We start from the raw sequence: 20,670 nt of genomic DNA, 5'->3' as shown, positions 1-20,670 counted from the left end.
GATTAATATAAAAATTAATTGATAATCTATGGATCAACGTTCATATTTATATTAAAATCGATTATAGCCCTAATTTCAACCTGAATTTTTAAAAATGTTATTCTTTTTGATGGATTTATGTTTAACTTAATTCTATATTCAATAATGGAGGAACCCCATGATTAGAGCAAATACGGATACCGAATGGCTGCCCTTATACGAAGCACTTGCCAGTGAAGTGCGCTTGCAGATTATACGACTTGTTGCCGAGAACCCGATGAACGTAAAAGATATCGCCGCCTCACTTGGATTAAGCAGTGCCATCGTAACGATGCACGTTCGCAAGCTGCAGGATGTCGGCATCATTCAATCCAAGATGGTCCGCAAGGACGGTGGTACCCACAAAATGAACAGCCTTGCGATCGACTGGATCGGCATCTCCATGCCGCAGGACACCGGTATGTCGAACAAGGTGCATGAGGTTGCTGTACCCGTCGGGCACTATACCCATTTTGACGTTTATCCCACCTGCGGCCTGGCTACAGTCAATCATGTGATTGGGCAATATGATGACCCGCGGTACTTCCTGGATCCCGAGCGGATGCACGCCAATATTCTCTGGTTCGGCCGCGGATTTGTGGAATACAAAATTCCAAACTACCTCTTATCGGGACAGCAGATCAACTCGATTGAATTATCGCTGGAGATCGGTTCAGAGGCGCCTTCGGTCAATCCCAATTGGCCCTCCGATATTACCTTTATGCTCAACGGAATACAGGTCGGTGAATGGACTAGCCCAGGTGATTCGGGGAATGGCCGCGGCGTATTCACGCCAGACTGGTGGAGTGAAAGTGTCAATCAGTACGGCATGCTGAAAGTGCTGCGGATCACGCAGGAAGGTACGTTTATTGATGGGCAGCGCGTCTCCGAAGTAACACTCTCGGATATTCCGGTCGAGCGCAATCAATGGACATTGCGGTTGTCGGTAGAAGAAGATGCCCAGCATGTAGGAGGTCTTACCTTATACGGTGAGGGATTCGGCAACTATAATCAGGATATACTGTTCCGTCTCTACTACCAGGATTAGAGGTTTGAAAAGAAAAACCAAAAAACCTTCCATCAGCCTATTCGGCAATGATGGAAGGTCTTTTTTGCTGTATCCCAATTTTCTGTTCTCACGATACACATTTACTCTACGTGAGCTCGAAACTAGTCTTTACTGATCTTACAGTGCACTTCCGCCATACAGGAAGCGATATTCCCAGTGCTTGCCCGAGATGTCACTGGTCGTTACTCCGCCACCAGCATTGGAATAGGTGTGCAGTATTTTTCCGTCGCCAAGATAGATTCCGACATGCGTAATTCTTGCCGTAGACTTGTTCACCCCAGCATATGAGGAAGCTTTCGTGCCTTTATACGACATAAAGAACATCAAATCCCCACGCTTGAGTTTTTTCCAATCCGTTTGAACGGAACCTTTACCTTTTACATAAGTCCCCTGCTGACGTGAATCCGCAGGTAGCTTGATTCCGAGTGCATCGATAAATGCCTGGCGGACAAAGCTGGAGCAGTCGAACGTAGCCGTACTGTTTCTGCTCGCTCCGAACTCATAAGGCGTGCCCCAATATTTCATGCCAGCAGCAATAACTTTCTCCACAGCTGCGCTGCCTGTTACAGAAGTGCTGCTGGAACCCGATGTCGTTGTGCTGCCGCTAACGGCTTTGGTGTATTTAGATGAAGAGGATATGTATCCTGTCCGGTTGCTTGAATCTTTTACTTTATACCATGCGGATCCAGATTTCTGAAGTACGGTAATGGTTTCCCCTTTGCCCACCATACGAACAACACTCGCAGAAGATGATGGTGAAGTACGCATGTTAACTCCCCAGATCACTTTCAGCTTGGCATTTTCGACCGTTGCTGCGGATACCGGTGCCGTTAGTGCTCCTGTCGTCAGACTTCCCATCAGCATCGTTGCTGTTAGACTCGCGGTAATGATTTTACTTTTCCAGTTCATGATGTCGTGTTCCCCCTGATGTTACAGAATTTTAACCTGGCTTCGTTCTCTCCGGGCTTGCCCCATTGTAAACGGGCTGTCCATCGTGATCATCAGACCAAAGTCCTGTATTCACCTCAGGCATATTGAGCACTAAGGATCAGGAGTTAAACCGGCATCAACATGAATAACTGCGTGAATATTAAGCAATTTCCAAAGGTTAAAATATTGTAACTATTTGATACCACTTCGTTTCCAGCTATTACAGTCCGTTCAATTAACCTAATCAGATGATAGGTCATTAGACCCACCTCCAAAATCACATATTCCATAAGTGGTAAACATTACTACTCGCGAAAAACATTAGAAGCAGCGTCAATTCGCCTATTTAGTACCAATTGCTTTCCAATGATCGCTCTCTTCTGCCTTACTTTTAACAAGACATGTCCCGCCCAGAGTACAAAAAAAAGACTGTTACTTATGACGCTTCTCGCGCCTGAAGTAACAGTCTCTCGAATGTTCTATACTTTGAATTTATTGATCTGTTCTTGCAACTCTTCTGCCATTTTGGAGAGAGAACCAGCTGAGGATGCAATCTCTTCCATGGAAGCCAGCTGTTCTTCGGTTGCCGCAGATACATTGTGTACCCCGCCTGATGCTTCCTCCGCAATATTGGAGATTTGATCCACATATCGAACCACTTCATCCGTACTTGCTGACATTTCTTCCGATCCGGCAGATACTTCCTGAATTTCACCAGCGACCTTGTTGACTGCTTCTGAGATCTGCTCAAAGGCCTGCCCTGCCGCAGTTACCATTTCAATTCCGGCTTCTGTTTCACTGCTGTTTACTTTTACAGCCTGTACCGCATGGTTCGTATCATTCTGAATGAGCTGTACCAGGTCCGTAATTTTCTGTGCCGATTCCGATGATTCTTCGGCCAATTTACGAACCTCTCCGGCAACAACGGCGAAACCACGTCCGTGTTCACCTGCACGAGCGGCCTCGATCGCAGCATTCAATGCGAGAAGGTTGGTTTGACGAGCAATATTGTTGATGACTTCCGTAATGCTTCCAATCTCTGCAGAACGTTCTCCAAGACCTGTTACGAGCTCTGTTAGTGAAGCAATGGACGTACGTACCGATCCCATTTGATCCACAGCCTGCTGGATAATCATATTCCCTTCAGCCGATTGATTCGCTGCATCTACAGCCGATACGGATACACTCTGAGCAAGCTCTGCAATCTGTTCTGAACCAATGGCCATTTCGCTCATCGCCTGGGAAGAACGTTTCACTATATTCACCTGGTCAGATGTGCCCACAGCCAGCTGTTCCACAGTTGCGGAAATTTGCTCCGATGCTTGCGTATTTTGCTCGGCACTCGCCAGCAGTTCTTCCGAAGAAGCAGCAACCTGCTCGGAAGTCACGGAAACGGACTGAATCATTGCACGTAAGTTGCCCGTCATGGTATTGAAGGAAGCAGCCAGTGTGCCCAGCTCATCCTTGTTTTTCAGCGTGATCGTTTCACCCGTTAAATCACCGTTTGCAATACGCATTGCCGAATCGTTCATCTTCTGAATTGGTCTCGAGATGATACTTGCAATGAAGAAAGCGATAAAGAGTGCAATCAGGAAGGCAATAATCGTGACCACCAAAATGATAATAAATGCTCTGTTTGCCTCATCCAGTGAATCCGCTGTAGCCTGGCCCGATAATTCATTACCCATTGTAATCAACTGAGCAAGAGAATCGTTGGCTGTAAACCACAAAGGGTATGCTTCTGTATGCAATCTGCTCGCTTCTTCAAAATTATTAGCCAAGCCAAATTCAATAAATGCTGGCATTTTTGCCAAATAGGCATCATAATTCGTGCTAAACGTATCATAAAGCGCGATTGCGTCAGCACTACCCTCTATAAGTTGAATCAGCTGCTTGCGCTCATCCTCTATCTTGGTTTGAAGCTGCTGTAATGCTTCATTCATCTTTACAACTTCACTTTCATTCGTCTCCACAATGATCGCCAGAGCCAGGCGCTCTACATCAGAGATATCGCCATTCATCGTACCAAGCAAACTGACGCTTGGCATCCACATCTGATCAATTTCTTCAGAAGTATTGGACATTTCCTGAATCTGCGTCAATGCATAAGTGGTCACAAAGGCTAGCAGTGCCACTACTACCAGAAATCCAGCCAATAATTTCATCCGAATGGTCAATCTCATTTTCCCTAACGCGTTTCCCCGCGTACTTTTCATGTTCCCCACTCCCAACTTGGCCATTAACCAATACGTATGAATAGTATATCGACATCTATCGACATGAATTGTAGATATTCGAAATTTAATTTTCATCAATTTCATGTAACTTCCTAAAAACAAAAAAGCCTCAAGTCTTTGGCACAGCCAAAACTCAAGACTTCAATGTATATATCCCCCAATCCTTGTCCCCACATCATAAACGCTATTCTAACGGAAAACTCTCCGATGGATATGGATAAAGAAATCCGGAATGGACTTGGTATAGTTACGCGTCGTGATCAGAATGACACTGATCAGACTGCCCAGAATGAATCCGCCAAGAATATCTCCCGGATAATGCACACCTACATATACACGCGATACCCCGGTCAGCACGGCAAGCAGCAGCATCCACCATCCGAAACGACGTCCGATGAAAAACGAAGCGGCAGCAAGGGCAAAGACAAATGAAGCATGCTTGCTTGGAAAAGATGGATCCGGTACATGCGGCACCAGCTGATGTACATTCCCTTCCACAAATGGTCTTGGATGACCAACGGCTGGAGAAATGCCCCATTTGGCAAGAACAAGAGCCACAATAGATGCTACACATGCATAAAAGACAATACGCTGCTTGGCCGGATTACCCAGGAACCAGACAATAACCAGAAGGGCAATCATAATCCACACGGCATATTCTGCTGCAGTGATCATAAACCAGTCCAGAAGCGGGACCCGGTCCGCAAACTGGTTGATCCAGTTAAAGACAGATTGATTCATAATTGCGTTCATACCTCCATGACATAAAACGTGATTCGTTTTTACACTATAATATCCACCAACTATTTGTCAAACAATGTACCGACTGACCGAATATTCGAAATCAAAGGGGACATTTCTCTTACTTTTTGTTAAAATAGTTTGGGTTACATATCAGTTCAACAATAGAAAGGTGAAGATTATGCTTAAAAAATGGTTATGGGGGACAACCCTAACCCTGGCACTTGCCGTCACAGGTGTTCTCGTATATTACGGATATTCCATTGTACATTTTGCCAATAGCATCTCAACCGCTTCAGGTAATGACTCCTTATCTACCACTGATGGAGATGGCAATACAGGTACACCAACGACACCAATTCCCAAATGGGAGGGTTCAGAGCGGGTGAATATACTACTGCTTGGCGGCGATTCCCGCGGAGATGATGCAGGACGCTCCGATTCCATCATGGTTGCTTCCATTGACCCTGTTTCCAAGCGAGCGCATCTATTTTCCGTTCTGCGTGATACGTATGTTAATATTCCCGGCCATGGGAAGAGCAGACTTAATTCATCATTCTCTTATGGTGGTCCCGAACTGACCAAACAAACCGTAAGTGATCTGCTCGGCATTCCAATCCAGCATTACATTTACACAGACTTCATCGGCTTTATGGCCCTTGTTGATGCCGTAGGCGGCATTGATATTGATGTGGAAAAAGACATGTACTACACCAGCAAAGCTGACAAACATATGTATGACATTGATCTCAAAAAAGGACTTCAGCATATGGACGGCAAAACGGCCCTCCAATATGTTCGTTTTCGCCATGATGCTACATCGGACTTCACGCGCACCGAACGGCAGCGAATCTTCATGACCGAGCTTGCCAAGAAGCTGCAAAGCACCACCTCCCTCTTCAAAATTCCGGAGATTCTGGAGGCGGTTGCCCCTTATATCGAAACAGACCTCAGCCCTACGCAGATGCTGAAGCTGGCTTCTCTTGGGTTTGACATTAATATTAATGAAGTGGACAAACAGCAGATTCCACCTAATAAATTGTTAACCAACGAGCTTGCAGGTTCCGCTCAGGTTCTGGGCGTGGACAAAAATAAACTCCAGACATTCATTCAAAATCTGTTCGAGGAAGATGCTCAGGCAGAGCAACAATAATTAGAAAAGCGGCGGCCTTTTGGGCCGCCCTTCTTTTATCCTATTTTAACCATTTAATCTCCTCTTAATGTTGAGATAGTACCCTTTAATGATGATGTGTATTGGAAGGAGGCGGGCCATCTTGGGTAAACCGCGTATAGAAGAGTGGACGCAGCTGCGCGGGATCGCATTTCTCGCCATCGTCATGCAGCATAATATTGCGGAATATATCTATCGTTCAGATATTGAACAACCGGATTCCGTCATGCTGACCATGATCTATCATCTCACCCGGTTCGGAACGCCAACCTTTGTCTTTCTGTCCGGTGTGATGCTTTTTTATCATTATCGTCAGGTCAAACCGGAATACAGTCCATTCATACGAAAACGATTTGGTGATATCTATGTCCCCTTTGTTCTCTGGACACTGATCTACTGGCTGTCTGTTCGCATTTTCACACCTGCATTTTGGCTTTCAGGCATGCCTGATGTACGCAGCTTGATCCGCGAGCTTTTCATCCCACAGACGGGATATCATCTCTGGTTTGTCATTATGATTTTTCAGTTTTATGTGTTATTTCCATTGTTCCGGCTCGGCGTTCAATTCGTGAACAGCCAGCTTACCAAAATCACCAAAATGACGCGCATGCAAGCCGTTCTATTGCTTGTTCTGCTTGCAGCGGGAATGTATAGCTTGCTGATGAAGTGGTCCTATTACGATATGGCCAGCTGGACAGCGGCACTTGCGAAGCCCTGGTCGACATTGCTGGAGTATCGTTCTTACTCCTGGATGATGTACTGGTTCTACTTTTTACTTGGGGCAGTTTGCGCTTGGGCTGTAGATACTTGGAGGAACTGGACCATTCGTGCACTCCCGTGGATGATCAGTCTTTTCATTGGCATGTATTTCTGGCTGGGTTACGATGTGCTCAGAGGGTCTGGGGATATTGTTAATCTTAATATATCGACATACCTGAAGCCGACAACGTTCATTATTATTATGGCTCAGATGTTCATGTTATATGGATTCCTTGTCCTATTACGAGGCAAAACAACGAAGTTTCTGGGCGCGCTCACCTGGATCGGCCGCTATTCGTTCGGCGGATATCTAGTGCATGCTCTGGTTATCTATGCGATCGCCTACTTCACCAGACCACTCCAGCTTGACGGCTGGCATCTGCCGGTAACCTTGCTGTCATTTCTGGTGACAACTGCCACAGCGCTGGCCATTAGCTATGGACTATCTCGATTACCGGGTTCCCGTTATACGGTTGGTTTACAGCGTAAGCGGAGCCGGAATTCGTCTGTTCAAGGTTCGGATACTGTAGAACCTCGAATTAAAGCCGGACCTGTTACAACGCTGAGTGCAAGCCGTTCTTCCGAAACAAGCTAGAAGGGCTGATCACATAACATAGTCTTGTAAAAGTAAACCTCAGTCAACCTCCTTATATACTTACGTTGACGAGAAACAGGGCGCCTGTCTTCCAAGGAAGACAAGGCGCCCTGCATATTCATTAATCTGACTCGGTCGAAGCCGGGTGTCCCGGTGCATGCTCCCGTGGAATCAGATGTGCCCCGCCCTTACGGTTCACGAGCCGCTGCAGATCTCCCGTCAACTCTTCCTTCAGCTTGTCAATGAGCTGTGTTTCACTAATCCCATGTGCTTTGGCAATTTCAGCAAGAGACTTGCCACTTTTTAACTGCTCATGAAGCTGATCCGGTGTAATTCCAATAAATTGAGCAATCGCCTTGTGGTTCAAGGAAGGATGTTTTCTCCCATGACCTGCAAACTCCCTACGCAGTTCTCTGAGCGGGGTATTGATGACCTTTTTTAACTTTTCATCCATGCCAGCCTTGGCTGCTGAGACCTGCTCCTTGGTTAAGCAGCCTTCTGCAGCAGCTTGATCCAGACGTTTCACAAGGGATGGTTTAAGCTTCTGCAGCAGCTGCTCTTCGCTTAGACCTTTGCGCTCCTTGGCAATCTGGCTCAATGTCTTGCCTAGCTCCATCTGCTCCTTCAGGTCTCGGAGTCCAATGCCGAGCAGATCGGCGGTTTCACCAATCATAAATAATCCATGGCTTGCCTGCATACAAGGTTTTTTGTCATGCTGGGAAGCTGCCGGAGTTGTCATTCCGATGCTGTCAGGCTTTACTGCAGCACTGGCTGAGGCAGCATTTCCCGTTACTGCTAATATGAGCATGGCTGCCAAACTGCTTACAAGCCATGTTTTCCATGGGTGCTTCATTTGTCTTCCGCCTTTCGTATGTCGAAATACTGTGGTCTACACCTAGTTTGAGCCTAATCCACCCGTTTTTATCCCATAAAAATACAAAAAGTCATCAAATATTTCACAATTCATCACAAAAGATCCTATTTTTTTCAATTCATATCCGCTATACTGGGTATAACTCCATGATCTAGTCGAATAGTCCTTAATTATTTTATTGCGGAAGGGCGTAAGCAAACGATGCGGAGAGAATGGCTTGATCCGTTTAGATCCGATTTGGAGGTGGTGTTCGCTGCTGCCGAGCAGCTGGTTCAGAACTATCCTGAATCCCTGTCAGAACATGCACTGAAACAACTTCACTCAATTCATCCCCTGTTACACGATTCAGGTCACAGCTATATTGGCTATATTATTCCGCTCTGGATGCAGATTTCAGACGGACTCCCCCCACAGACTGCACACAAGTTAAGCACGGCCTGTCTGATTCATATGTTGTATTTTCTCAATCAGGATGAAGTGATGGATGAACGTCCTGACGACAGCACATTGAAGTTATCCTTGGGTAATTTATACTACATGGATGCTTTGCGTATCTACGCGGATTTATTTTGCCCGTCTTCCCTGTTTTGGACGTATTTCAGACAATATGTAACGGACTGGGCTGTTAGTGTTAATGGCGAGAAGTCGCTAGATTACTTCAAAGAAAACCCGCTTCTGATCGCCCTAAAGGCTGCTCCCCTTCAACTCGGAGCTGCAGGTGCTCTTCTTTTACTTGAACAAAAAGACCGAATTGTTGCAGTATGTTCTGCTGTTAACATCGCACTCATGACCCTCCAGATGACAGATGATTTCAATGACATGGATCAAGATGCTGCGCAGGGAAATTATAATAGTTTCCTTTCTCATATTTCTTCTGCTCTACAACTAACTTATCCTGAACAGCCGCTAAGCGAGCGTATCCGGGATAATATGTACAGCACGGCAATCATGAACTCTTATGTAGACATAGCTTACCGATATCATGACACATTGGCATCGTCTAACTCAGGTATTCCGCACCTCTTGTCTTTTAATACGCATTTATGTCAAACACTTGTACAAGCTGTCGAGGCAATCAAGCAGCATAAAAAAATGCTTCATCAAGGCGGGTTTCATTACTGGATCAGTGAACATGCTTTAAACCCACAGGGGAAGTCATGAAACTGTGAAAGTTCATATTCCATAATAAGAAGGGATTGTTGAACGATGATGGTATCTGAGAGAACAATGCATGAGGATATTATTGAAAAGGCCTGGACCGATGAACATTTCAGACAGCAGCTGCATTCCAATCCAAAACAGGCACTTCGCGATGCATTCGGTATTGATATTCCGGACAACGTGAAGATCCGTACAGTAGAAGAACAGCAGAATGATTATGTTCTTGTCATTCCGCCCAATCCCTCCAAAGTGAATTATGACGTGAATTGCGGACCTTGGAGAACCTAAACACCCAAATTAACGGCTCTGGGCCATCGTTACAGGTAAAGGGGTAGAGGACAAAAAAGCTGTCTATCTTCTGCAAGTCCGTCAATTGACGAACTCGGCAAAAGATACGACAGCTTCCGTTCCTACCCCTTTTGTGCTTGTAAAAGATATCTCGCCATGCATCGCTTCCACAATTCGAAAGGTTACCATCATGCCAAGCCCTGTTCCCTTGATCTTGTTGGAGAAGTAGGGTTCACCCAGGCGGACCAAAGCTTCCTCATCCATGCCTTCCCCGTTATCCCTCACGTGTACTTTAATCATTCCATCCTGGGCATAGGCCCATATATCAATCTGGCCTTGACCTTGCAAAGCTTCGATACTGTTTTTAATAATATTAATAAAGGCCTGTTTGAACTTGGAGGAGTTACCACGAATCCAGAGATCTGGCGGAATATCCGTTGTTATTTTACCGCCTTCCAGATTGGCCATTGGCACCAGAATCCCTTCAATATGCGCAAACTCTTCAGCAATATTAAGAAATGCGATATGATCAAACTCCGGTTTGGCAAACGTCAGAAAGTCCGTAATGATCCCTGATGCCCGGTCAAGCTCCTCAAGGGCAATTCGCACATACCCCTTGTTTTTGTTGTCTTCCTGTTCGGTCATCAGCTGTAGGAATCCTCTGGTCACCTGTAGAGGATTTCGAACTTCATGTGCAACTGAAGCGGCCAGCTCACTAATAATCTCCATCTTCTCGGATCGCTGCAATTCATTGTTGAACAGCTCCAGTTCCTTGGAGTATTCAATGACCTGTCTATGCTTTTCTGCAAAACGACTGCCCAGAATGGCAATAAGCGCTATGATAAAAGCAACCATCGACCACTTCCACCATATGAGATGATACGTGCCGTTACGCTGATAGTACCATAACAACTCCGCTACACTGATGAGCGCAAACGTACTGTATCCTGCAGCCAGCAGTATCGCTTCCTTGTTTCTTCTTAGTGCCTGGGATATGGTGCCAATCATCAGTAATGTCAGCAGAATCACCAAAATGACGCCGATTGCCTTTTGAACCAGAAATACATAAAGTACGTCCCATTGACCGCTCGAGATGAAATACAGCAGCAGTGCGATGATTGCAATACCGGAATACACGAGCTGGAATTTTCTTAACTTCGTGAAGATCCCATAAGGCCCCGCCCCAATAATCTGTTCGAAAAAATAACATAGTGCAGGCATTCCCGCCAGCATGGCCATATCGAACAATATGGAATACAGATCCCCGTAAATCTGGTAGAACGTATACAGAAATTGTGAATACGTAATGATCATCGTTCCGATGGAACCCATGACAACACATAGCGAGATCCATAATCCCTTATGGAATTTGCCAAAGAAGAATGTGCAGCTGAGCATGGTCATGGCTGTAAACAGAAAGGTTGCCCCTAAGATGACATCCAACAAGCCATTATGAATATATCGCTCCTGCAGATTGGTATACCTGCCTACCTCCACCGTCCCGAAGATTCCGAGGCGGCCGTTGGTATTTTCAGTCCATATATACAGCTGCTCACCTGAATTTTCGATGGATAGAGGCAGCAGTGCCGCATTGTTGTCATAGTTATAATGATAGTTCTCATACACCTTGCGATCCTTAAGGTAGATCACAATATGTTGACCTTTAATATTTTCAAAGCGAATGGCAGAATTATCCTCATTCAGTTGTGGAATGGTCAAGCGAGTCCATAGTGACTCCGTAGAAGGATTCACCGTGGTGTAATCCGGCTTCTCCAGCCCTTGCCGCTCCCAGACTTCATCGGGTCTTCCCACTTCGCTGATAAACCCCTGATCGTGTTCATTTCCCCATTTTACTTCCCATGTCGTAATGGGGACAGAGCTGTTATCTTCCTGTACACCTGCCGCACCTACTCCCTGCGGCCAATACATGATGAATAACAGGCTGATCCATAGGACGATGATAGCTTTGGGCACATTTTTCATTCACAGCACCTCAAAGTTCATATTTTGAGCATTTAACAACATCCAAAGATACAAAATGCTGAATATATCCCCTAACTCTATCATTTATGATTCGCCATGATTGAACGTGTCACCTTCTAATGGCAAACGAAAAAAATCACATTTTAGTTCAACTATATATTTATTTCCATTTTATAACAAGGGAATCCAGTTATCCTTTGTCTTACCCGCGTAAATCTTCGAACTGGTTCTCAATCATTTCCCGTTCCGTTCGTTCATAGGCATTCCGGAACTTCAACCACTGCTCCGTTTCCTCATCCTCATAAATCGTCCATATATCCGAAAAAAGAAAATCACGCAACTGGACAACTTGTCCGGCCCATATGCCACCGACCCAGAACAAACCGTCCGGTCTGCGAATGACTGTACGCGAAAAGCCGGGCGTAGATGCCTTTTGTCCAATTCGGATTCGAGTGATCATATTGCCAAGTGTAAACCATTCCAACTGGAATCCCTCCCTATTTTATCATGCTCCATCATAACATAGGCCTTGCTCGAAAGCTGTACCAGCTGCTCTGCGATTCAATTCGCTTCTATGGGTGTAATGGTTCCTCAAAGCAACCATTCACCTATTAAGGAGATGATTTAAATGAACGAGCCACACAAAACGGTAGAAGTAGAACGGAAAGATATCCAGCAAAAATCGGATTCCAGCATGGTCGCCTCCACTTTTATTAAATATGCGGCTTATGTACTCATTTTTTTCGGCTTCCTGTACTTTCTCGTCAAATATGTATTCCCTAAATTTTAATCATTCATATTCGGTGCAGCCCAGGGAATGCTAAGACGTGCACGATTACAACGTTTGCGGTTTGGGTAACTACGGGGTAAGAACCTTAGAAAATATCAGCACAATAATACATGCAGTCAATCACATTTAATGCCTGAAAGGAGCTGCTACTTATGACAGACAGACCGATTAGTAATGACGAAAGCGACCGTTATTATGACCGATATCAGAGGTTCCGCGATATTCCGCCCGAAACGGAAGTACCCGCGGGCGATATGGATACATTTGACGAAGTGTCCGGAAGACGAATTGAAACCGATGAGACGGATCTGCCTCCTGTAGATGCAACGACAGCAGAGGATGAGGAGCTCGAATCACGTTTGGCAGAGCCTGCACTGGAATCTGTACCTGATGCCGATCTGCTGCAGCCGAATAGCCCGGTTGACCCGGCTGCTCCTGATCCGGACGCCCTTCATGGTACTGATCTTCTCAACGGTGCGGGAGCCGATGCCAAACCGCAGGACGACATTCTTCCACGAGGTTAAGATTGGCAAACTCCCTTGCGTTTTGAATAAGGAGGTGCAGCATAATGAAAGATGACCGCCATAAGCATGTCGAGACGCCGGATAATCTGGTGACCGAACGGGACATCGATCCTGATTTCGGGCTATTTACGGAAGATTCATTTCCGGATGCTCTGGAAAAAGAGGATCAGCGTGATGCTGTTGAGCATGCCATTCCGAAGGAGAAATCCGACTCTGAAGAATGATACACCTTTTCTATGAAATGAATCTGGCTGAACTATATAGGGAAATCTCTCATGAAGAGGTTTCCCTTTTTAATGTATATTACTTGCCCACATATATAGTCACATCAAAAAGATGGCTGCTGTATTGCTACAGCGCCATCTCTCTCCTTAAGATTTATCTATCGATCTGCTGTTACCGCTTTCTTCGATGCTGATTTTTCTGAACCCGGAAGCTTATGCTCCAAGCCAGACCATTTGGCTACAATCGCTGTGATTAACAGCGCCAGTCCATTGATGATAAAAATCCAGCGAATAGGCAGCCATCCACCGAGAATACCACCAATGATGGGTCCTGCCATCGTACCGATCTGGGACACAGACTGATTCAGGCTAAAGGCCCTGCCTCGGAAGCCCGGGTCCGTCGCCTGCACAATCATGGCATTGATAGCCGGGAACACGGCCGCGAAGAACAACCCATATACAAACCGCAAAACACCAAACCCGATATAACCTGTCGTGAAAAATTGCAGCAGATTCCCCACTGCCCCACCGACGAGTCCAATAATCAACACTTTGCCGTAACCGATGCGCTGACCAATTTTCCCCCATCTCGGTGCCATAATGACGGTAGCTATACCTACCGCTGAGAAAATAATACCTGAGCTGAGTGATGCCCGGTCCGGCTGAATCCCCATCTCCATGACATAGACCGTGAGCAGCGGCTCAAGAATCATGACGGAAAAGGTACAGATGCCCATCATGCCGAGCACGGTAATAAACAGACGATTCGCTCTGGCTTCACGAATATCATCCATGACATGGGAACGCGGCTTGTTGCGATTGAAATTCTCCTCTTTTACCCAGAAGGTCGCGATTACCGCAGAGACGAGCACCACAATGGCTGAAAATAAAAAAGCATTTCGATTGCCGTAGTAGTGGCTCACTACACCGCCAATTAGCGGACCAATAATCCCGCCCGTAGCTCCAGCCGTGGACATGATCCCCAGCGCGTATCCGGTCTTCGCTTCCGGCGTATTCGTACCCACAAGGGCAATTGCAGCCGGAACAAAACCAGCCAGCAATCCCTGAAACAGCCGGACTACGATGAGTGAATATGGGTCCTGTACAAAGTAATTGATCAAATACAAAACCGCAAGGCTGTATCCCGATCGGATCAGCATCGGCTTGCGTCCGTATTTGTCTGCCAGGGAACCCCAGAACGGAGACACCAGTGCACTGGCCAGAAACGTGATGCCAAAGGCCAGCCCTGACCAAAACTCCAGGTGATCACGAACACCGAGATCGCCACTCAGAAACAAGGGCAAAAACGGGATGGAGATTGAATACGCGGTGCTGCAAAAAAATACACCAATCCACAAAATCACCAGATTACGCTTCCACGAGAAGTTCATATACCCACACGTCCTTTCCGTTACTGACGCCCGGGACTGCCGTGGTTTGGAGCGGACGGAACAGACCCGTACGTCCCTGCTGCGGAAGCATTTTCCTTATTTTACACCTATGCTGTCATGAAGACCATCCCGGCACCTGCAAAAGCAAAGCTTGGATTGCCTTCCTGTCCCAAAAAACGGTATGATAGTTGATGGATTATCCCAAAATAATTCCGTTGAAACACATTAAGCAGAGATGCAAGGGGGAACATTCTCATGTCTTTACGATGGAAAAAAACAACTGCTGCATCGCTGATCATGGCGCTGCTGCTTATTGTTATTAGCGGCTGCGGACGCCCTTCGAACGGCGCTACGGAACCCGTTCCGGCTCCGCCTGAAGGTCAAAATCCGGTAGCCACGATTGAAATGCAGGACGGGCAAAAAATCGTGATCGAACTCTATCCGGATATTGCGCCCAACACGGTATACAATTTCATCTCGCTGGCCAATCAGGGTTTCTATGATGGCCTCATCTTTCACCGCGTTGTTCCGGGCTTCATGATTCAAGGTGGAGATCCGAATGGTAATGGGACAGGCAGCCCTGGATATGCCATTAAGGGTGAATTCACATCCAACGGCCATAAAAACCATTTGAAGCACACACGGGGAGTGATCTCCATGGCGCGTGGAGACAGTCTGGATTCTGCCGGGTCACAATTTTTCATTATGCTGGCAGATGCAGACCATCTGGACAACGCGTTCGCTTCCTTCGGCAAAGTCACAGAAGGTATGGATGTAGTCGATGGGATCGCTGCTCAGGAAGTGGGCCAGAATGACAAACCGGTTACTGATCAAGTCATGAAAAAAGTGACTGTGGACACGCATGGACTGGAATATCCTGAACCTGTTAAAATGCCTGAGGAATAAACCTCTAGGTACATTACTTACAAACAAAAGCTCTGTCTTGCGATAAATACGCAAGGCAGAGCTTTATTTAATGATAGCGTTTACATATGAGGTTTTAAAAAAAGCCTCTACGCACGTATATATGCAGCAGCTCTGCAACCCGCTGTTCTCACAACATCCACCCCAACAAACGGAACCAGCCAATAATCGCAATCCATAGCGGGCAGCTGAAGGCAATCCCCCATGCAAGCCCTTTCAACATGCTGCGGTCAACTTCCACGAACAACGACTCCTTTCTCCAGGGAATAGTCGCAGTATCGGTAATACTATATGATTTTATACCCGTTTTCATTCGTCACGGAACAGCTGATTTCCTTCTTTTCTTGACTTGATTCATGGAATGGATACCGGGAACCTGATATACTATGACTACGGATCGAAACAGGGAACCTGATTTACGTTCGAGAGGAGAATTTTCCATGGCAAAATCCAAAAAACAACCTGCAGCCCCCAAAGCAGCTCAGGATAAACCAACGACGCTGAAGGATCTGCTTAGCAGCGACGTGCTGGAGAAGCTGAAGGCTCAAGCTGATGAAGCCAAGTCCGCCGAAGCCCAGCGCAAGGAAGAGGAACGCCAGCAGGCGGAAGAAGCTCGCAAAGCGGAACAGAAGCGTCGGGATAATGACTTCGAGTATTTATTGAATAACAGCTCGCTGGACTGGAAGAAACATAAATAACATTTCAGCAAGCGATTCGCATATTAGACGTCATTTCAGATGTAGATGCAGGACCGATTATCGGTCCTGTTTTTTGGTTGGACAAGTATGAAGGAATCTGATTCACCTCCCTTGTGCCGGGTATGTAGAGATAGAGAGTAACAGTGAAATCTTATGGACGTGGAGGGATCAAGATGAGTGAACAGCGTTTGAATGGAAAAGTGGCGATTGTGACCGGTGGTGGTTCCGGTATTGGGCAGGCTACCGCGATTCGTTTTGCAGAGCATGGAGCCATAGTTTACATGCTGGACCGTACGCCAGAGAAAGCGGAAGAAACGAAGCAGACCATTGAGAAGGCTGGCGGCGAAGCTTATGTGATTGAATGCGATATCTCCAAACCGGACCATGTGCAAAAAGCGATTAATCAGGCTGCGGATGAAGCCGGCAAACTGGATATTGTATTCGCCAATGCCGGGATCAACGGCACAATGGCACCGATTGAAACGATGGAACCGGAAGACTGGGACCAAACGATGGAGATTAATATGCGCGGCACGTTCGCAACCGTCAAATACGCCATCCCCCATCTGAAAGACCGTGGAGGCAGCATCATCATCACCAGTTCGATTAACGGTAACCGAGTATTCTCAGGTATCGGGTTCTCTGCATACGCTTCCAGCAAAGCCGGGCAAACCGCTTTTACGAAGATGGCTGCGCTTGAGCTGGCCCGTTACAAAATTCGTGTCAACGCCGTATGTCCTGGTGCCATCGACACCAATATCGATGACAACACCTACCCATCAGATGATCTGAAGGATGTACAGATCCCCGTGGAATTCCCTGAAGGCCATGAACATCCGCTTAAAGGTGAACCTGGTACTTCAGAACAGGTAGCCAACCTGGTGCTTTTCCTGGCTTCCGACGAATCTTCCCATGTCACAGGTACACGAATCTACGTGGATGGTGCAGAATCCCTCCTTCGGGGATAAGTTATCCGCCCCAGCGCATCGAGTTCAATAAACCAAACATCCCGCATGTCTCCTGAGCTTCATGATACTGCGGGATTTTCATTGTTCTCCTTTTGCCAATCACACCGTGGAACTTCTCTCCTTCTTCACCCGGTTCCTCACTCGCTCCGGAATGGCGAAGAACAGCACGTATATGAGCGAAAACAATACAGCTGCCAGTACTTCTTCCCCCACAATATATAACGGGTACGGTCCCAGAAGATCCAGCACGGATGCCGTCTCCGGTTTATGACGAAGAAACATATAGTTGGCTTCCAAAAGCACATCCATTCCATATACAATCATCGCAGCCACATTAACAAAAACCATTGAACCCACAACCGATCTCCAGCTTGGACGCAGCTGCTCTACCCAGGTCATATAGAGCAAGGCAAGTATAATACAGGCATGAGCCGTAAAAAATTGAATAAAACGAAAATGAGGAACGGTATACCCCAGGTTGGGAGTTACGATCGCCATCAGGGCACCTGCAATCCCTGCAAATAATAAAGCCGAATGCAGCATGCGACTGCGCGTTAACAACAGCACGGCCGACAACAACAGGGACAGACTGCACAGCTCCAGCGGAAGCGATGTCCTCACACTCCACACCCCGCCGTAGACATACCATAACTGAAGCACTATTTCACAACCTATCATGAAGATGGCCAAGGCGATTCGCAGCACCCTACGTGTGCGTTCCGGCCATGCTCTCAAGTGATTTCTAAACAGGTACAGCAAAATAATCACTATCGCTGTGCAGGCCATTGCCCATAGATGCGGATTCGAAAACATGATAAAAGGTCGTTCATCATAAGGGTCAAGCCACTGGGGATATCCCATGTTTTTCTCCTTCCCATTACCAACAGTCACATCTTGAAATGTAATATTTTTCATTTTGGCATTAAACGAGGCGAAAGTCTATCCGTTTCATGTTACAGATATGTATTGCTTTATAATTATCTTTATGTTAAGATAAATTCAGAACAAAACAAACTAAAAGTTAGTCACTTAATAAAAGTTAAATAACACCTTACACATAATCAATGATACCCAATCCCAATTACTCAGGAGGAATTAACAATGCAAATCAAAGGACTTCACCACGTATCCGCACTGACCGCACATGCCGCTCAAAACTATCGCTTTTATACCGATGTCATGGGCCTTCGCCTGATCAAAAAAACTGTAAACCAGGATGATGTTTCCGTGTATCACCTCTTCTATGGAGATGAAAAAGGCAATCCCGGCACCGAGCTGACCTTCTTCGAAATTCCGATGGCCGGACAGACACGTGAAGGCGTGAACAGCATCTCTGCTACTTCGCTGCGCGTTCCGAGTGACGCCGCCCTCCAGTATTGGATCAAACGTTTTGACGAGTACGAAGTACCTCATGGTGAAATTATGGATCGTGGCGGCCGCGCAACTCTCTCATTTACTGATTTTGAGAACCAGCGTCTAATCTTAGTTTCTGACGAAAACAACACAGGTGTACCTGGGGGCAAACCATGGGATCAGAGCCCGGTGCCGGCTGAATACGGTATTGTCGGTCTTGGCCCTGTACACCTCACCGTTCAGGATGCATCGTCGACGGCAACTGTTCTCACAGAGCTGCTTGGATTCCGTCAAAATGGGACTTACCCTGCTTTTGTAGCAGGACAACCGGATGTACTTGTATTCGAATCCGGTGAAGGAGGCAGTGGTTCCGAGGTCCATGTCGAGGAGCGTAATGACTTGCCGATCGAGAGACCAGGACGTGGTAGCGTACACCATGTTGCCTTCCGGGTGGATAATGAGGAAGAATTGAAACAATGGGTAGAACGTGTTCGCAACTTCAGCTTCCCTAATTCCGGATTTGTCGATCGCTTTTACTTCCGATCCCTGTACTTCCGTGAAGCGAATGGCATCCTGTTTGAGCTCGCAACGGATGGTCCTGGTTTTGATACGGATGAAGAACTTGCTCATCTGGGAGAATCGCTCGCTTTGCCTCCATTCCTGGAAGGTCGCCGGGCAGAGATCGAAGCCAACCTCAAACCTCTCGATACCGTAATTCGTTAAGCAGCTCATAACTTTAGGATATTTCTCAGAAACCTAAAAAAACGATTATTGCATGCGCCCGTGGTTCAGGCTGAACCATCTAACGCAAAGGCAATAATCGTTTTTTCTATAAACCATGAGTTATATATATCAGACAAGTTTTCCTTATACATTTCAACAACTAAGGTGGCAATGCCAGACATTTAAGTTCAATATTATGGGAATTTTTCTGTATGTGAACAGCACAAAGCGAGGCTGAGTATCCCCGTTTTTTTCAGCCCCACCATTCCTGCCCCTGCCTAATAAGGCAGAAGCATAAGTTATTCTTTTATGACAAGCATCGATCCCTTAAATCTTCTACTTCGTAAATTCAATCAAACGATTCATAATACTCATCTTCATACGCTTCTGTACGGTATTCGACATTCTCGGCCTTCCATTCGCCATCCTGGTATGCATAGGCAAATGTCAGATCTCCGTCGTACCCAGCCGGTCCATAAGCACCGGATGCTGTGACTTCCAACTTCCCGTTCTCCACACTGTAATACACGACATCGCCGAATTGAAGTTCATCATGATAGGCTATGCCATCGGTTTCTTCCTCTATCTGAGAAGGTTCTAACTTCACCCCATCCAACGCTACGTCTATGGTGACTTTTCCAGGCGTTACGTTAACTCTGGACTTCATGTGCTGCTTCACAATCTCATCCAAAGGCTGCATATTCATCTCTTCTAGCGTATCCGGATCTATAATGTGTGCCTGACCCAAATATATACCTGTCCCGTGTCCAGCGGTGAACAGCACGATAATCTCCTTTTTGCCGTCTCCATTCAAATCCAGTTCATGCACTTCGGGTTTGTAAGATCCGCCTTCTCCCTGCCACTTGCTGAATTCACGTGTCTGTCCATTCACTTCAAGAATCATGCCGTTGTAAATATAACCAGAACCCTCCACTTGCATCGGGTATAATCTGACCTTTTCATTTTCCGGAGCAACGGAAACGTTCTCTTTTTTTACAGGAGTTTTCTCTATTGAGGTAAAGGATGTTTCATTGGTTTCTATATTGGATGCCACGACCCCATCGGTCTGGCTGGATTGATCATCTATGTTAAGCTGTTTTTGTTCATTGGATGTTCTGGCAGCTGAAGTTGTACTAATTGTAACAACCGCCAAAACGATCATCAGCAGGATACCTGTCCAAGTTTTCAATATACTGGGCTCCTTCTTTTAAAAATGGAATACTACAACTATTATATCGTCATTTATCGC

22 protein-coding genes are annotated in these 20,670 nt (G+C 46.3%); 12 read left to right on the top strand and 10 right to left on the bottom strand.

Features of this window, described 5'->3' with window-relative positions; genetic code table 11:
- The first annotated feature begins 157 nt into the window (after positions 1-157).
- A complete protein-coding gene (locus CHI14_RS13265; protein WP_095288906.1) occupies positions 158-1,066 on the top strand; it encodes an ArsR/SmtB family transcription factor in 909 nt (302 codons plus the stop codon).
- A 138-nt stretch (positions 1,067-1,204) separates the two neighbouring features.
- On the opposite strand, the gene CHI14_RS13260 is transcribed toward CHI14_RS13265, so the two are convergent.
- The 3 genes from CHI14_RS13260 to CHI14_RS13250 form a co-directional block, all read right to left on the bottom strand.
- Positions 1,205-1,996, bottom strand: a complete 792-nt coding sequence (locus tag CHI14_RS13260; RefSeq protein WP_095288905.1) for a C40 family peptidase — start codon at positions 1,994-1,996, stop codon at positions 1,205-1,207.
- Positions 1,997-2,496: 500 nt separating this feature from the next.
- Entirely contained in the window at positions 2,497-4,233 is a 1,737-nt protein-coding gene (locus CHI14_RS13255; protein ID WP_481856407.1) for a methyl-accepting chemotaxis protein, read from the bottom strand.
- A gap of 210 nt (positions 4,234-4,443) precedes the next feature.
- The gene (locus tag CHI14_RS13250) at positions 4,444-4,995 is read right to left on the bottom strand and encodes an undecaprenyl-diphosphatase (protein WP_170948121.1); all 552 of its coding nucleotides are present in this window, start codon (positions 4,993-4,995) and stop codon (positions 4,444-4,446) included.
- Between the two features lie 181 nt (positions 4,996-5,176).
- Between CHI14_RS13250 and CHI14_RS13245 the strand changes: the two genes are divergently transcribed.
- Together CHI14_RS13245 and CHI14_RS13240 are read left to right on the top strand one after the other, a co-directional pair.
- Positions 5,177-6,148, top strand: a complete 972-nt coding sequence (locus tag CHI14_RS13245) for an LCP family protein (RefSeq protein ID WP_095288903.1) — start codon at positions 5,177-5,179, stop codon at positions 6,146-6,148.
- Between the two features lie 121 nt (positions 6,149-6,269).
- On the top strand, positions 6,270-7,520 hold the full coding sequence (locus CHI14_RS13240; protein WP_095288902.1) for an acyltransferase: 1,251 nt from the start codon (positions 6,270-6,272) through the stop codon (positions 7,518-7,520).
- Between the two features lie 121 nt (positions 7,521-7,641).
- Here CHI14_RS13240 and CHI14_RS13235 read toward each other — a convergent pair whose 3' ends face one another.
- Positions 7,642-8,373 carry a hypothetical protein gene (locus CHI14_RS13235; protein WP_095288901.1) on the bottom strand — a complete coding sequence of 244 codons (732 nt, stop codon included), beginning with the start codon at positions 8,371-8,373 and terminating at the stop codon, positions 7,642-7,644.
- A 222-nt stretch (positions 8,374-8,595) separates the two neighbouring features.
- Between CHI14_RS13235 and CHI14_RS13230 the strand changes: the two genes are divergently transcribed.
- Positions 8,596-9,555, top strand: a complete 960-nt coding sequence (locus CHI14_RS13230) for a hypothetical protein (RefSeq protein WP_095288900.1) — start codon at positions 8,596-8,598, stop codon at positions 9,553-9,555.
- 66 nt (positions 9,556-9,621) lie between these two features.
- Positions 9,622-9,843: an NHLP leader peptide family RiPP precursor gene (locus CHI14_RS13225; protein ID WP_249281096.1), complete on the top strand. Its 222-nt coding sequence runs from the start codon at positions 9,622-9,624 to the stop codon at positions 9,841-9,843.
- Positions 9,844-9,924: 81 nt separating this feature from the next.
- Here the strand turns inward: CHI14_RS13225 and CHI14_RS13220 are convergent, their stop codons facing one another.
- Both CHI14_RS13220 and CHI14_RS13215 read right to left on the bottom strand, forming a co-directional pair.
- A complete protein-coding gene (locus CHI14_RS13220; RefSeq protein WP_095288898.1) occupies positions 9,925-11,826 on the bottom strand; it encodes a sensor histidine kinase in 1,902 nt (633 codons plus the stop codon).
- 202 nt (positions 11,827-12,028) lie between these two features.
- Complete coding sequence (locus CHI14_RS13215; protein ID WP_095288897.1) at positions 12,029-12,310, bottom strand: hypothetical protein; 282 nt, start codon at positions 12,308-12,310, stop codon at positions 12,029-12,031.
- Positions 12,311-12,454: 144 nt separating this feature from the next.
- Here CHI14_RS13215 and CHI14_RS30010 point away from each other — a divergent pair, with 144 nt between their 5' ends.
- From CHI14_RS30010 to CHI14_RS13205, 3 genes are all read left to right on the top strand, one after another.
- Positions 12,455-12,616, top strand: a complete 162-nt coding sequence (locus CHI14_RS30010) for a hypothetical protein (RefSeq protein WP_164764231.1) — start codon at positions 12,455-12,457, stop codon at positions 12,614-12,616.
- 152 nt (positions 12,617-12,768) lie between these two features.
- Positions 12,769-13,140 (top strand): hypothetical protein, encoded by a 372-nt coding sequence (locus CHI14_RS13210; RefSeq protein ID WP_095288896.1) that lies wholly within the window; start codon positions 12,769-12,771, stop codon positions 13,138-13,140.
- 44 nt (positions 13,141-13,184) lie between these two features.
- Positions 13,185-13,364: a hypothetical protein gene (locus CHI14_RS13205; RefSeq protein WP_095288895.1), complete on the top strand. Its 180-nt coding sequence runs from the start codon at positions 13,185-13,187 to the stop codon at positions 13,362-13,364.
- Between the two features lie 158 nt (positions 13,365-13,522).
- Here the strand turns inward: CHI14_RS13205 and CHI14_RS13200 are convergent, their stop codons facing one another.
- Positions 13,523-14,755 carry an MFS transporter gene (locus CHI14_RS13200; protein ID WP_095288894.1) on the bottom strand — a complete coding sequence of 411 codons (1,233 nt, stop codon included), beginning with the start codon at positions 14,753-14,755 and terminating at the stop codon, positions 13,523-13,525.
- 255 nt (positions 14,756-15,010) lie between these two features.
- On the opposite strand from CHI14_RS13200, the gene CHI14_RS13195 reads away from it, so the two are divergent.
- Positions 15,011-15,661, top strand: a complete 651-nt coding sequence (locus tag CHI14_RS13195) for a peptidylprolyl isomerase (RefSeq protein ID WP_095288893.1) — start codon at positions 15,011-15,013, stop codon at positions 15,659-15,661.
- Positions 15,662-15,809: 148 nt separating this feature from the next.
- Here the strand turns inward: CHI14_RS13195 and CHI14_RS30005 are convergent, their stop codons facing one another.
- A complete protein-coding gene (locus CHI14_RS30005; RefSeq protein ID WP_170948099.1) occupies positions 15,810-15,992 on the bottom strand; it encodes a hypothetical protein in 183 nt (60 codons plus the stop codon).
- A 127-nt stretch (positions 15,993-16,119) separates the two neighbouring features.
- Here CHI14_RS30005 and CHI14_RS13190 point away from each other — a divergent pair, with 127 nt between their 5' ends.
- Positions 16,120-16,377, top strand: coding sequence for a YqkE family protein (locus tag CHI14_RS13190; RefSeq protein ID WP_095288892.1), 258 nt, complete (start codon positions 16,120-16,122; stop codon positions 16,375-16,377).
- Positions 16,378-16,550: 173 nt separating this feature from the next.
- On the top strand, positions 16,551-17,345 hold the full coding sequence (locus CHI14_RS13185) for an SDR family oxidoreductase (protein WP_095288891.1): 795 nt from the start codon (positions 16,551-16,553) through the stop codon (positions 17,343-17,345).
- A gap of 99 nt (positions 17,346-17,444) precedes the next feature.
- On the opposite strand, the gene CHI14_RS13180 is transcribed toward CHI14_RS13185, so the two are convergent.
- Positions 17,445-18,260, bottom strand: coding sequence for a YwaF family protein (locus CHI14_RS13180; RefSeq protein ID WP_249281095.1), 816 nt, complete (start codon positions 18,258-18,260; stop codon positions 17,445-17,447).
- A 186-nt stretch (positions 18,261-18,446) separates the two neighbouring features.
- On the opposite strand from CHI14_RS13180, the gene CHI14_RS13175 reads away from it, so the two are divergent.
- Complete coding sequence (locus CHI14_RS13175) at positions 18,447-19,421, top strand: ring-cleaving dioxygenase (RefSeq protein ID WP_095288889.1); 975 nt, start codon at positions 18,447-18,449, stop codon at positions 19,419-19,421.
- Positions 19,422-19,770: 349 nt separating this feature from the next.
- On the opposite strand, the gene CHI14_RS13170 is transcribed toward CHI14_RS13175, so the two are convergent.
- On the bottom strand, positions 19,771-20,610 hold the full coding sequence (locus tag CHI14_RS13170; protein ID WP_095288888.1) for a hypothetical protein: 840 nt from the start codon (positions 20,608-20,610) through the stop codon (positions 19,771-19,773).
- Between the last annotated feature and the right edge of the window lie 60 nt (positions 20,611-20,670).

The sequence above is a fragment of the Paenibacillus sp. 7516 genome (assembly GCF_002272715.1).
In the GTDB taxonomy this organism is placed as follows: domain Bacteria; phylum Bacillota; class Bacilli; order Paenibacillales; family Paenibacillaceae; genus Paenibacillus; species Paenibacillus illinoisensis_A.
This window is presented reverse-complemented; position numbering and strand designations above follow the sequence as displayed.